This window comes from Candidatus Pseudoscillospira sp. SGI.172 (genome assembly GCF_050313575.1).
GTDB lineage: Bacteria > Bacillota > Clostridia > Oscillospirales > Oscillospiraceae > Vermiculatibacterium.
Genome location: NZ_JBNPLQ010000010.1, coordinates 40,878 through 53,731 on the forward strand (window position 1 = coordinate 40,878; position 12,854 = coordinate 53,731).

Here is a 12,854-nt window from a genome sequence, read left to right on the forward strand (position 1 = left end):
GGATACGTGAGATGAAAGAGCTGACCCGGCGCCTCGGCGCCCTTGCCCTGGCCCTCGGCCTGGGGCTGACCCTGGCCGCCTGCGGCGAGAGCAGCGGCCTGAGCAAGCGGGAGGCGGAGACCTATGTGGACGGCCTGCTGCGGGAGACCTATCTGGGGGAATTTGACGCCGATTACCTCCGGATGGTGGATCTCAGCGAGGAAGAGGCCCGCAAGACCTACGGTTCCGGACTGGACGCCGAGACAGAGTTTTTTATGGGCCTTTATAACATCGAGTACCCCACCGAGGAGCTTCGGCAGGAGGTCAGGGCGATGTATGCCGAGATCTATGCGCACGCCAGGTTTGAGGTGGTCTCGGCTGCGGAGCAGGACGACGGCTCCTTTTCCGTCAAGGTGAACGTGGAACCCATCGACATCGTCCGGCTGGTGGATGCCGACTGGGCGGAGACGGTGCAGCCTTTCTATGACGAATACCCCTATGAGGTGCAGAGCGCCATGGAAGAGGAGGCGTACCGGGCCATGGACGCCCAGTGGGCCCGACTGGTGGTGGATCTCTATCAGGAGAAGCTGCCCGAGACGGGCAATCTGGCCGCACAGACCGTTACGGTGCAGCTGGAGCGGGACAGGGACGGAAATTACGCCATCACCTCCGAGGACCTGGGCCGCCTGGACGAGGCTGTCATCGACTACTCCGTCTACGCCAACGGGGTCAAGGAACAGGCCCGTTAAAACGAATGGAGTCGCCCGCATCGGAAGATGCGGGCGACTTTTACATTTGATGCGGGTGCGGACGGTCAGGCCGGGGTGGTCTCCGGATCCAGGGACATCACCGACACCTCGTAGGCGATGCGTTCCTCCTCCCGGAGCCCCTCCACCTTCCGGTACTTTCGGCTCTGGAGCCGCCCGGTCATATGCACGGTGTCTCCCACGTCCAGGTGTCCGCAGGAACGGGCCAGGGAGCCCCAGGCGATGCAGGGGAGATAATCCGCCCGGCCGTAGCGGCGGTTGACCGCCAGCAGCAGGTCGCAGATCTCCCGTCCCAGGGGAGTCCGCCGGACCACCGGTTCCTTGCACAGCACTCCGGTGAGCTCCAGACGGTTGTCGTGTTCGCCCTGGGCGGGGGAGAGAGTACGGGCAAAGAAAGTGATGACCAGGCGGCTGCCCACACCGCTGCGGTTGTTGAAGGAGCGGACCTCGCCCACGGTCTCATACTCCTGCCCCGGCTCCACGGGGCACTGCTCCAGCAGCTGGGGAGAGACCACCACGTTCAAAATGTCCACTGCTCCGCTCAGCCGTTCCACCTCCAGAGGGAAGGTGAGATAGCTCTGGCCGTGGTTGGTGTGGGAATAGCGGGGCTCCGCCCCCGCCCGCCCCCGCAGGGAGGCCAGGTTTTTGCTTGTCTGCATGTGTGTCACACTCCCGTTTGTGTTCTTGGAACCACTATATGAGACGAGCTGTGGGAGTATGACCCAAAGGGGAGACAGGCTGTTTGCAAAAATAAAAAACGGACTTGACAAAAGGCCTGACTATAAAGTATATTAGAAAAATCTTAAATACTTGATGGAGGAATTATGGCTGCTGTGAGAAGAATTGCCCTGGTGGGGGAAGAGTGCGTGGCCTGCGGCTGCTGCGAACGGGTCTGCCCCCGGCAAGCGGTCGCCGTTTTGCACGGGGTGCGGGCGAAGGTGGACGGGGCGCGCTGCGTGGGCTGCGGCATGTGTGCCGCCGTCTGTCCCGCCGCTGTCATTCGGATGGAGGAGAGGGGGGAGAGCCATGCGTAAGCACTGGTACGACTACCTGTGGATCGGGGAGCTGCTCTATTTGATCCTGGGGCTGTTCAACATCCTCTTTGCCTGGCTGGGGATGCTGTTTTCACCATCCCGCTGCTGGTGGCTGTCTTTGGCGGGAGCAAGGCTTACTGCAGCCGCTACTGCGGCCGGGGGCAGCTCCTCTCCCTTTTGGGGACGAAGTGGAAGCTCTCCCGCAATGCGTCGCCTCCCCGGTTTTTACGGAGCCGGTGGTTTCGATACGGATTTTTGACCTTCTTCCTGATCATGTTCGGGCGGATGCTGTACGGCACCTACCGGGTGTTCGCGGGCGCGCCTCTGTCCCAGACGGTCACCCTGCTCTGGACCTTCCGCCTGCCCTGGCAGTGGGCGGAGGTTGGGATGGCCAGCCCCTGGGCGGCCCAGTTCGCGTTCGGCTTTTTTGGCGTGATGCTCACTTCCGCCGTGCTGGGGCTGGCCACCATGGTCCTGTTCCGGCCCCGTTCCTGGTGTGTATACTGCCCCATGGGAACCATGACCCAGGGGATCTGCGGACTGAGAAATCAAAAGGAGATACGAAAGAATGGAAGAGAATGCGAAAACAGTGGCCCAGCTGCTCAAGCTTCTGGCCAATGAGCACCGTCTGCTCATCCTGTGCGCGCTGGCGGAGGGGGAGCGCACGGTGGGTGAGATCCACGCCTTCCTCCCAGGGATCACCGGCTCCGCCCTCTCCCAGCACCTGTCCCAGCTGAAGCTGGGTGGCATCCTGGAGGCGGAAAAGCGGGGAATGCATGTGTTTTACCGTATTGACGACCCCCGGGTGGTGAGCCTGCTGGGGGTGCTGAAGGAGTACTACTGCCCTTGACGCACAGGGGAGAAAAACGAGGGGCGGAAGGCGGTTTGCGCCTTCCGCCCCTCGTTGATCGGGGAGAGAAAAATGATTACCGGTCCCATTTCTGAATGAGGGACAGAAGCTGATCGGCGAAGCGGGCCAGGTCCTTGTTGGCCCCGCCCTTGTTCCGGCGGATGACGGTGAGCAGCTGCTGCCCGGCCTCCTCCAGCCTCCGATAGGCGGGCGTGCCCGCGGGGGAGGAGGGGAGAGACTCCTTGACTGCGGGGGGGATGCCCGGGGCCAGCAGGCGGTTTTCCAAGAGGTCGTAGACCTCCTCGTAGTCGGGGGCGTGGGCGGCAAAGCCCCGCTCCTTCAAAAGGTCTGCGTAGGTGACGGTCACGTCTTTGTCCCCGTGGACCACGAAGACCTGCTGGGGCTTGGGTTCAAAGTGGCTCATCCAGTCCAGAAGCCCATTCTGGTCGGCGTGAGAGCTGAGGCCTTCCACCCGGGTGATCCGGGCCCGGACAGCGATCTCCTCGCCGAAGAGCTTGACGGAATCCGCGCCCTCCAGCAGGCGGCGGCCCAGGCTGCCCTCAGCCTGATAGCCCACAAAGACGACGGTGCACTCCGGCCGCCAGAGGTTGTGCTTGAGGTGGTGGCGGATGCGCCCGGCGTCGCACATGCCGGAGGCCGAGAGGATGACCCGGCTCTTCCGGTCGGCGTTGAGGGCCTTGGACTCATCCACCGTCTCGGTGAGGGTCAGGTTGTCGAACTGGAAGAGGTGGCCCCGCCGGATGGCGGCGATGGCGTCGGCGTCCAGGTAGCCGTTGAGGTCGCCTGAGAAGATCTCGGTGGCCTCTTTGGCCAGGGGGGAGTCCACCACGACCTCGAAGTTGGGGTCGCTCTTTACCAGCCCCTCTTCCTTGATCTCCCGCATGAAATACAGAAGCTCCTGGGTACGGCCCACGGCAAAGGAGGGGATGATGACGTTGCCGCCCTTGGCCATGGTCTCGTCGATGATGGCCGCCAGCTCCTCCTTGTAGGAGCCGGTCTTGGCGTGGAGCCGGTCGCCGTAGGTGCTCTCGGTGACCACATAGTCGGCCGAGCCCTGAATGGGCTGGGGGTCCCGGATGATGGGCTGATCCAGGTTGCCCAGGTCGCCGGAAAAGACGATCTTCCTGGTGACGCCCTCTTCCGTGAGCCAGAGCTGGGCCTCGGCCGATCCGAGGAGATGCCCCGCGTCCACAAACTCCAGCGCCGCGCCGTCGGCGAGTTTGACCCGCTGTCCGTACTCCACCGGCACCAGCAGGTCAAGGGTGGCCTGGGCGTCCTGCACGGTGTAGAGAGGCTCCACCGGGGCCTTGCCCGCCCGCTTGCCCTTCTGGTTTTCCCACTGGGCGTCGCTCTCCTGGATGTGGGCGGAGTCCAGCAGCATGATGCCCAGCAGCTTGGCGGTGAGCCGGGTGCAGTAGATGCTGCCGGAGAAGCCCTGCTTCACCAGCAGGGGCAGGCGTCCGGAGTGGTCGATGTGGGCATGGGTGACAATGACGGCGTCCACCATGCCGGGGCTGAAGTCCAGCGCGCTGTTGTCCTTTTCGTCCCGGCCCTGCTGCAGTCCGCAGTCGATGAGGTACTTGCGGCCCGCGCATTCCACGCAGTGACAGCTGCCCGTGACCGCGCGGGCTGCGCCGAAGAAAGTGAGTTTCATATCGTTCCCTCCAGATTCCAGTATCATGTATCCCGGACGGACCGGGGCTGGGAATACGATCGCTCAGGGGTGCTCCGGCTGGGCCGGGGCGGAGGAGAGCTTGGAGACTCTGGCCCACTCCACCCGCCGGTCGGTGAGCTCCTCCACCTCGATGCGCAGGCCGTCGGCCTCCACCGTGGGGCGGCTGCCGTCGGCGGGGATCACGTCCAGCCGGGCAAAGACCAGCCCGCCCAGGGTCTCGGCCTCCTCGTCGTCGGGGAAGGTCACTCCCAAAGCGTCGGAGACGTCCTCCAGGTCGGCAGAACCCGCGATGCGCCAGAGATTGTCGCCCAGGGAGACGATCTCCTGCTCGTCCTGGGGGTCGAATTCGTCGTAGATGTTGCCTACCAGTTCCTCGATGAGGTCCTCCATGGTGATGATGCCGCTGGTGCCGCCGTATTCATCCACCACCACTGCCAGGTGGATCTTTTTGCTCTGCATATCCCGGAACAGCACGTCGGTGCGCACCGTCTCGGGGACGAAGTAGGCCTTGCGCAGCAGCTGACGCAGAGGCAGAGGAGGCTCCCGGCGGGCGTTGAGCAGATAGTCCCGGGTGTTGAGGATGCCGATGATGTCGTCCTGATCCTCCTCGTACACGGGGAAGCGGGTGAGGCCGGAGGCGCGGATGGTGTCCAGGATCTCGCCGTCGGGATCGTCCGCCCAGATCATCACCACATCGGTGCGGTGGACCATCACGTCGCCGGCGGTGGAGTTGTTGAACTCAAAGACGTTCTCAATGAGCTCTTTTTCCTCCTTCTCGATGGCCCCCTTTTCCTCGCCCATGTCCACCATGAGGCGGATATCTTCTTCAGAGACCTCTTCGCTCTCTGTGCGGGGATCGATCCCCAGCAGCCGCAGCAGCAGTCCGGTGAGACCGCTCACCAGCCAGGACAGGGGGCGCAGAAGGGCGGAGAGAAGGGTGAGAAAGCCCAGCAGGCTGCGCCCCGTCTTTTCCGGAGCGTGGACGGCCAGACACCGGGGGAGATAGCTCACCAGCACCAGGTGGGCCAGGCCCAGAACAGCCAGCACCACGGCGGCATTCAGCGCCGGGTAAGCCCTGGCCCAGGCGAAGGGAAAGGCGAACCAGGCGGAACAGGTGACCGCGGCGGCGAAGGACTCGGCGGTCAGCCCGATGCGGCAGGCCGCCAGCGCGTGGGCGGGAGAGCGGGCCAAACGGGCCAGCGGGTCGTGCTCGGAGCGGATGAGAGGCTCGCCCGACAGTTCCTTCAGCGCCGTCTCTCCGGCGGCGCACGCTCCACCCAGCAGGAGCAGGATCAGTTCCAGAAACAATCGGGGCAGTGTGGGATCGCCCACGGGGAATTCCTCCTTCAATGACCGTATGTTTAAAATCAGTATAGCACAGCGAAGATAAAAATGCACGTAAAAAGAATAAACACTCAAGAAACAGGAATGGGAGGACTTTAAAAGTGCGGTTTCAGAGGGAATTGTCGATTTTTGGGCGTCAGGGGAGAAATCCTGTGACGGCAGGGGCATGCTGTGGTATAATAACTTCCGGCGAAGCTTTAAAAACAGAAGATTTGACCTCAAACAAGGTTGGTGTGTGACATGGAAGAGTGGAAAGATATTGTTTCAGGAGAGGTGGAGCATCTGGGCGCCCACCTGAAGGCTTTGGTGAAATGGGCTGTGATCGCCTGTGCGGTGGGCCTTGGGGTGGGCATCGTGGGGGTGGCTTTTCACATGGCAATCGGCTGGGCCACCGAGCTGCGGCTGGCCCACGGGTGGCTCTTGTATCTGCTGCCCCTGGCCGGTATGGCCATTGTGGGGCTCTACCACCTGGGGGGCATCCACGAGGACAAGGGGACCAACCTGGTGCTCAACGCCGTCCGGGGCGAGACCCCCATGGCCTTCCGCACCGCCCCGCTCATCTTTTTGGCCTCCACGCTGACCCACCTGTGCGGCGGGTCCTCCGGGCGGGAGGGGGCCGCTCTCCAGCTTGGGGGCGCCATTGCCTCCAGCGCGGGACGGCGGCTGGGGTTTGCCCTGGAGGATCGGCGGATCCTGGTGGTGTGCGGCATGGCCTCCGCCTTCTCCGCCCTCTTCGGCACCCCTCTCACCGCCGCCGTGTTCGCCATGGAGGTGGTCCATGTGGGGGTGATGCACTATGCCGCCCTGGTCCCCGCCACCCTCTCCGCCCTGATCGCCGCCCTGTTGGCGGGCGGACTGGGGCTGGTCCCCACCGCCTACGCCGTGGCACAGGTGCCGGAGCTGTCCCCTCTGAGCCTGGCGCAGACCGCGGCGCTGGGGGTCCTGTGCGCCCTGGTGGCCATCCTGTTCTGCCAGTGCATGCACGTGTCTCATGACTTCTATCAGCGCTTTCTCCCAAATCCCTATCTCCGGGCGGCGGCGGGCGGGGCGATCATTATCCTGCTCACCCTGCTGGTGGGCACCCGGGACTACAACGGCGCGGGAGGCGAGGTCATCGCCGCCGCCGTGTCCGGTTCCGCCGTCCCTCCGGCTTTTCTGCTGAAAATGCTCTTCACCGCCCTTACCCTGGGCGCAGGGTTCAAGGGGGGCGAGATCGTCCCGGTGTTTTTCACCGGCGCCACCTTCGGCTGTCTGGTGGGGCCCTTCCTGGGCCTGCCCGCCTCCTTTTCCGCCGCGGCGGGGATGGCCGCGGTATTCTGCGGAGTCACCAACTGCCCCATGGCTTCCCTGATTCTGGCCTATGAGCTCTTCGGCGGACGGGGGCTGGGGATGTATGCGGTGGTGTGCGCGGTGTCCTATCTGGTCTCCGGCTACGGAGGGCTGTATAGCGCACAGGAAATCGTGTATTCTAAGATCAGACCGGAGCGCTACGCGCGCATGCGCAAGTGAGGGAAGATGACATGTCAATACGTTATTTCGGCGGCCCCATCCTGACCATGGAGGGCGGACCCCGCCCCGAGGCGGTGCTGGTGTCCGGGGGCCGGATCACCGCGGTGGGGACAGAGGAGGAACTCAAGGCGCTGGATCCCGGCGCCCGGGCTGTGGATCTGGAAGGGCGTGCCCTTTTGCCCGCATTCCTGGATCCCCACAGCCACATCTCCGCCGTGGCCTCCACGCTCTCCCTGGCCCAGTTGGGGACGGCGGAGAATTTTGATACCTTGACGGCGCTCCTGCGGCAGTTCCGGCAGAGCAGACGCATCCCGGCGGGGGAGTGGGTCATCGGTACGGGGTACGACCATAATCTTCTGAATGAGGGAGTCCACCCGAGCCGACATCTGCTCGACACCGCTCTGCCGGAGAACCCCTGCCTCATCGCCCACGCCTCGGGCCATATGGGAGTGGCCAATAGCGAGGCCCTGCGCCGTATGGGCATCGGACCGGACACCCGGGATCCGGAGGGAGGCAGGATCGTCAAAGAGGCTGACGGTACGCCCAGCGGCTATCTGGAGGAGACCGCCTTCACCCGCCTGGCGGCCGGAGCGATGCCCCGGCCGACCCCTGAACAGGAGCTGGGGGATCTGCGGGCGGCGGAGGAGTGCTACCTCTCTCACGGGTATGTGCTGGCCCAGGACGGTATGACGGGAAAACGGGAGTACGCCCTTCTCTCCGCCGGGGCCCGGGCGGGGATGAGGCTGGACGTGGTGGGCTACGCCGATCTCTGTGCCGCCCCCGAACTGGCGGGGGAGCCGCCGGTGGGGAACTTCTCCATGGGAGGCTATAAAATTTTTCTGGACGGCTCCCCTCAGGGACGTACCGCCTGGATGAGCGAGCCCTACGCCGGAGAGTCCGCCTACCGGGGCTATCCCATCTGGGAGGATAAGCAGGTGACCGAGTTTATTTCCACCGCCCTTCGGGACGGACGGCAGCTGTTGGCCCACTGCAACGGGGACGCCGCCGCCGAACAATATCTGCGCTGCTTTGACGCCGCCCTGACAGCCGCCGGGGCGAAGGATCCCCACCGTCCGGTGATGATCCACGCCCAACTGGTCCGTCGGGATCAGCTGGAGCGGATGGGGAAGCTGGAGATGATCCCCTCCTTTTTCGCAGCCCACCTTTGGTACTGGGGGGACACCCATCTGCGCAACTTCGGCCCCCGCAGGGCCGCTCTCATCAGCCCCCTGAAATGGGCCGAGGAACTGGGGATTCCCTTCACGCTTCACCAGGACAGCCCCGTGATCCCGCCCGACGCGCTGGAGAGCGTGTGGTGCGCCGTGAACCGCCTGACCCGGAAGGGGAAAACGCTGGGACACGAACTGGCGGTGTCCGCCGAGGCGGCCCTCAGGGGAGTCACCACCCATGCCGCCCGACAGTATTTCATGGAGGCCGAGCGGGGGAGCATTGCCCCCGGAAAGAGGGCCGACCTGGTGATTCTGGATGGAGATCCCACCGCCGTGGCCCCGGAGCGCATCCGGGATCTCCGGGTGCTGGAGACCGTCAAGGGCGGGGAGACGGTGTATCGGCAGCCATCATGATGCGGAACAAAAGGACGCCCCATTTGCGTTCGGCAGCTTGCGCTGTCCCGCAAATGGGGCGCCCTTTTGCTTGTTTGAAGGCGCGCTCTGAAATTTAAGCCTGGGGGGCGAGGAGCGTCTCGTAGGGGACCACGGTGGCGCCGGCGGGAGGCTCGGTCTCAGGGGCCTTGTCGCCCTTGGTGTAGCCGCCGGTCATTGTGAGATCCATGCCCAGGAAGCCCATCATATCCATGGTCACGTGAGACTTCATCTGGTCCTTGGCGTCCATAGAGGCGGTCATGTTCATGGTGACACTGCCGGCAGAGGCGTCCTCGGCATCGGCGGCCGCGCTCATCCCCATGTTCATGCTGTAGCCCACGACCTTGTCACCGCTGGTGGTCAGGGTGAGGGAGAGATCCACCTTGGCACCGTCCTCGGTGATGGAGGCGGTGGTGGTGTAGTCGCTGCCGTTTTTCACAAAGGAGCTGTCGGAGAGGAAGGAGGCGACCTGCTTGGCGGCGTTCAGCGCCTCAGTATAGGCGGTAGTGCTGTCGGAGAGATCGGCGCTCTGAAGGGCCATTTTTACCAGAGACTCATAGTTCATGGTCTTGGAGGCATCCATCAAAGCGGTGAAGTCGATGCCGGCAGTCTGAGTGAGGGCGGCCAGATCCATGGAGTACCACACGTCGGGAGACATTCCGGCGGCCTCCAGGGCCTTGCCGCTCATATTCATATACAGCTTGCCGCCGGCCATGTCGCCCCGCATCTGCATGCTGATCCCATCTTTGGCCAGGGCGTCGATCATAGCCTGATCCTCGGCGGAGATGGGAGTGGAGGCCGCGTTCTGACCCTTGGTCAGCGCATTCATCTCAGCAATGAACTTGCTCATATCCATGGTCATGTTCATCCCCATGGACAGCTTGGTGGTGTCGGCCATGGTGCCGGAAGCGGAGCCCTTGATGGCGATGGGAGCGCCCATCAGGGTCACGGAGCCGTCCAAAGCCAGTGTGGTGTCCCAGATGCCGGTATGATACTTCTGGGCGTAGTCCAGATATTTCTCCAGGTAGGTGAAGGTCTTGCCCTCCTTGGCCTGGTCCAGGAGCTTGCCGGTGTCCACGATGACGGCGGTCATGTCGTCCTGATCCCAGCCCACGGCGCAGTCAAAGGCCTCGGCGGCGAAGCGAACGGGTACGTACGTGCGCCAGGTGGCGGCGTCCACATAGGGGGCCACATCCATGGTGAGGGTGGTCTCTTTTCCGCCCTCGGTCACCTTGGCCTCGGCCGAGCCGATGGTCATGGTCAGGGTCTTGCCGCCCCGGACGGCGGTGATGACGTCGCCCTCGTTGGAAACCTGGGCGCCCATGGCCTCCAGAACGGCGCGGAAGGGCAGGAAGGTGCGCTGATCCTTCACCTGGGGAACGGCGTCGGTGAAGGTCAGGTTCTGACCGTCCAGCTGGACGGAAATGGCGGAGTTGGTGTCGGCGGCCAGAGCGGCGGGGGTACAGCCCAGCAGAACGGCGGCAGTCCCCATGGCCAGAACGCGGCGTGGTAATTTTTTCATGGCAGAAAACTCCTCTCAGTGGTTCAGGTTAAAATTATTATACTTCTAATGGGATGAAAACACAAGGAGCGTGAAAAAAAGTTAAGAAAAATTAAGAAAATCAAAAAAACAGACAAAGAAGGGGCGTTTCTCAAACCAGGATCCAGGCGCTCCAACGCTTTTAAAACCCGCTCGTGGATCAAATGATCTGCCCTGCCGTTGTTTTTCACAGGCTGCAGACGGCATCGGCCAGTTCTGCCGGAGTGCGGACCAGCCGGGCTGCTCCACAAAATTCTTCGCTGGCGCCGTACCCGTAGCAGCAGCCAATCGCAGGGAATTGATTTTGCCGGCCGATCTCAATATCTCCTTTTCGATCACCGATCGCAAGAAAGCGGCCATCGTATTGCTCCATCAACAAGCGGCAGATCTCGTGTTTCGGGCGGTAGGAATATGCCTCGCCACAGTACATGGCATCAAACCATCGATGCAGCCCAAAGTGTTCGACGTGGGTATCCAGATAGCGCCGGGGACAGGTGCTGAGCAGAAGCAGGCGATATCCCCTCCGATGGAGAGTTTCCAGCACCTGCGTAATATGGGGGTACAGGCGTGCCTGTCCATTTTCGATCAGACGGTATATCTCCTCCCCCACAAATTCCGCGGAGAACTGTTTTTCATTCTCCGGCAGGCGGGGCTGAAACTGATTCCACATTTCCAATGGGGGGTACCCGATCCACCTTTGCAGCTGCGGGCCGGTCCAGCGCCGGGGAGCCGCGTATCCCAGTGACGCCAGACGGTCGTAAGCGGACTGTACGGCGGGGACGTAGATATGCAGACTGTCATGGATCGTTCCGTCGTAGTCAAAGAGCAGGTTGGTCATCAACTGTCCAGCGCCCGGATCAGGTTCACCATTTCGATGGCGCCCTGAGCACATTCAGATCCCTTGTTGCCGGCCTTGCTGCCCGCGCGTTCGATCGCCTGCTCAATGTTTTCGGTAGTGATTACGCCGAACATCACGGGGATGCCGCTGTTCAGCGCCACATTGGCAATGCCTTTGGATACCTCGCTGCAGACATAATCATAGTGGGTGGTGCTGCCGCGAATCACGGCGCCCAGCGCAATGACTGCGTCGAACCTGCCGCTTTTGGCCATCTTGGACGCAATCAGCGGGATCTCAAATGCGCCGGGGACCCAGGCGACCGCAATCTCGTCAGGCTGCACGCCGTGGCGCAGCAGGGTGTCCTCACAGCCGGACAGCAGCTTTGAAACGATGAAATCATTAAACCGCGCGCAGACGATTCCAATTTTGATACCCTCGGATACCAATCTGCCTTCAAATTTTTTCATGTCAATTTCCTCCCGTTTCAGTCATTAATAATCTAGAATATGTCCCATGCGATTTTTCTTTGTCTGCAGATAAAACAGATCTTCTGCCGTGGCCGTCATCTGAATAGGGACTCGCTCGATGATGTCAAGACCAAAATCGGACAGCTGATACACCTTGTCGGGATTGTTGGTCAGCAGGCGCAGGGTCTTTGCACCCAAATCACGCAGGATCTGGGCGCCGATGAAATACTCTCTCAGATCGCCCGCAAAGCCCAATGCCAGATTGGCGTCCAGCGTATCCATGCCCTGTTCCTGCAGGGCGTAGGCTTTCAGCTTGTTCAGCAAACCGATGCCGCGTCCTTCCTGGCGCATATACAGCAGGATGCCCCGGCCCTCGCTTTCGATCATGGTCATGGCCGCCGCCAGCTGCTGGCCGCAGTCGCAGCGGCGGGAGCCGAAGGTGTCGCCGGTCAGACACTCGGAGTGGACCCGGACCAGCAGATCTTTTCCGTCTCCAATATCCCCCTTGACCAGTGCGACGTGATGTTCGCCGTTGAGCAAGTTCCGGTATCCGTACGCCACAAAATCGCCGTACCTTGTAGGCATTTTGGCGGCGGCCTCCTGCTCCACCAATTTCTCGTGGCGTTTCCGGTAATTCTGCAGATCCTTGATGGTGATGAAAACCATGCCCCATTCCTGCGATTTCGCCTGCAATTCAGCCGTGCGCATCATGGTGCCATCCTCCCGCATGATCTCGCAGCACAGGCCGCAGGTCCTCAGCCCGGCCAGGCGAAGCAGGTCTACCGTAGCCTCGGTATGGCCGCTGCGCTCCAGAACGCCGTGGGGCTTGGCCAGCAGGGGGAACATGTGCCCCGGGCGGCGGAAATCGGAAGGCTTTGCGTCATCGGCCACACATCTCATGGCGGTGATGGAGCGTTCAGCGGCAGAGATGCCCGTGGAAGTATCCATGTGGTCGATGGAGACGGTGAAGGCTGTTTCGTGGTTGTCGGTGTTGTGTGAGACCATCTGGGGAAACTGCAGGCGGCGGATGTAGTTCTCGCTCATGGGCATACAGATCAGGCCCTTGGCATTGCAAGCCATAAAGTTGACGTTTTCCGTGGTGGCAAACTCCGCCGCACAGATCAGATCGCCCTCATTCTCCCGGTCGGGATCGTCTGTGCACATGATGATTTTTCCCTGGCGCAGTGCCTCCAGCGCCTCTTCGATCGTGTTGTATTGAAACATAAGTA

12 protein-coding genes and 1 pseudogene are annotated in these 12,854 nt (G+C 62.3%); 6 read left to right on the top strand and 7 right to left on the bottom strand.

Annotated elements, in window-relative coordinates:
- Positions 1 to 11 precede the first annotated feature (11 nt).
- Positions 12 to 728 carry a hypothetical protein gene (locus ACQRD3_RS05735; protein ID WP_080906170.1) on the top strand — a complete coding sequence of 239 codons (717 nt, stop codon included), beginning with the start codon at positions 12 to 14 and terminating at the stop codon, positions 726 to 728.
- Positions 729 to 793: 65 nt separating this feature from the next.
- Here the strand turns inward: ACQRD3_RS05735 and ACQRD3_RS05740 are convergent, their stop codons facing one another.
- Positions 794 to 1,405, bottom strand: coding sequence for a single-stranded DNA-binding protein (locus ACQRD3_RS05740; protein ID WP_080906171.1), 612 nt, complete (start codon positions 1,403 to 1,405; stop codon positions 794 to 796).
- 165 nt (positions 1,406 to 1,570) lie between these two features.
- On the opposite strand from ACQRD3_RS05740, the gene ACQRD3_RS05745 reads away from it, so the two are divergent.
- The 3 genes and pseudogenes from ACQRD3_RS05745 to ACQRD3_RS05755 all read left to right on the top strand — a co-directional run bounded on the left by ACQRD3_RS05745 (position 1,571) and on the right by ACQRD3_RS05755 (position 2,630).
- A complete protein-coding gene (locus ACQRD3_RS05745; protein WP_080906172.1) occupies positions 1,571 to 1,780 on the top strand; it encodes a 4Fe-4S binding protein in 210 nt (69 codons plus the stop codon).
- Positions 1,773 to 2,401: pseudogene (locus ACQRD3_RS05750) on the top strand (4Fe-4S binding protein). Before ACQRD3_RS05745 ends, ACQRD3_RS05750 begins: the two are co-directional and overlap by 8 nt.
- The gene (locus ACQRD3_RS05755; RefSeq protein ID WP_080906174.1) at positions 2,349 to 2,630 is read left to right on the top strand and encodes an ArsR/SmtB family transcription factor; all 282 of its coding nucleotides are present in this window, start codon (positions 2,349 to 2,351) and stop codon (positions 2,628 to 2,630) included. Before ACQRD3_RS05750 ends, ACQRD3_RS05755 begins: the two are co-directional and overlap by 53 nt.
- 76 nt (positions 2,631 to 2,706) lie before the next feature.
- Here ACQRD3_RS05755 and ACQRD3_RS05760 read toward each other — a convergent pair whose 3' ends face one another.
- Positions 2,707 to 4,305, bottom strand: a complete 1,599-nt coding sequence (locus tag ACQRD3_RS05760; protein WP_427780343.1) for an MBL fold metallo-hydrolase RNA specificity domain-containing protein — start codon at positions 4,303 to 4,305, stop codon at positions 2,707 to 2,709.
- Positions 4,306 to 4,368: 63 nt separating this feature from the next.
- Positions 4,369 to 5,658: a hemolysin family protein gene (locus ACQRD3_RS05765; RefSeq protein ID WP_427780345.1), complete on the bottom strand. Its 1,290-nt coding sequence runs from the start codon at positions 5,656 to 5,658 to the stop codon at positions 4,369 to 4,371.
- 252 nt (positions 5,659 to 5,910) lie between these two features.
- On the opposite strand from ACQRD3_RS05765, the gene ACQRD3_RS05770 reads away from it, so the two are divergent.
- Positions 5,911 to 7,179: a chloride channel protein gene (locus ACQRD3_RS05770; protein ID WP_427780347.1), complete on the top strand. Its 1,269-nt coding sequence runs from the start codon at positions 5,911 to 5,913 to the stop codon at positions 7,177 to 7,179.
- A gap of 11 nt (positions 7,180 to 7,190) precedes the next feature.
- Positions 7,191 to 8,762 (top strand): amidohydrolase, encoded by a 1,572-nt coding sequence (locus tag ACQRD3_RS05775; RefSeq protein WP_080906177.1) that lies wholly within the window; start codon positions 7,191 to 7,193, stop codon positions 8,760 to 8,762.
- A gap of 94 nt (positions 8,763 to 8,856) precedes the next feature.
- Here ACQRD3_RS05775 and ACQRD3_RS05780 read toward each other — a convergent pair whose 3' ends face one another.
- The 4 genes from ACQRD3_RS05780 to ACQRD3_RS05795 all read right to left on the bottom strand — a co-directional run bounded on the left by ACQRD3_RS05780 (position 8,857) and on the right by ACQRD3_RS05795 (position 12,849).
- The gene (locus tag ACQRD3_RS05780) at positions 8,857 to 10,302 is read right to left on the bottom strand and encodes a stalk domain-containing protein (protein WP_427780349.1); all 1,446 of its coding nucleotides are present in this window, start codon (positions 10,300 to 10,302) and stop codon (positions 8,857 to 8,859) included.
- Positions 10,303 to 10,507: 205 nt separating this feature from the next.
- Positions 10,508 to 11,158, bottom strand: coding sequence for an HAD family hydrolase (locus tag ACQRD3_RS05785; RefSeq protein WP_427780351.1), 651 nt, complete (start codon positions 11,156 to 11,158; stop codon positions 10,508 to 10,510).
- Positions 11,158 to 11,625: a 6,7-dimethyl-8-ribityllumazine synthase gene (gene ribH / locus ACQRD3_RS05790; protein WP_080906180.1), complete on the bottom strand. Its 468-nt coding sequence runs from the start codon at positions 11,623 to 11,625 to the stop codon at positions 11,158 to 11,160. The genes ACQRD3_RS05785 and ribH overlap by 1 nt, the downstream gene beginning before the upstream one ends.
- A gap of 24 nt (positions 11,626 to 11,649) precedes the next feature.
- Positions 11,650 to 12,849: a bifunctional 3,4-dihydroxy-2-butanone-4-phosphate synthase/GTP cyclohydrolase II gene (locus tag ACQRD3_RS05795; protein WP_427780353.1), complete on the bottom strand. Its 1,200-nt coding sequence runs from the start codon at positions 12,847 to 12,849 to the stop codon at positions 11,650 to 11,652.
- Between the last annotated feature and the right edge of the window lie 5 nt (positions 12,850 to 12,854).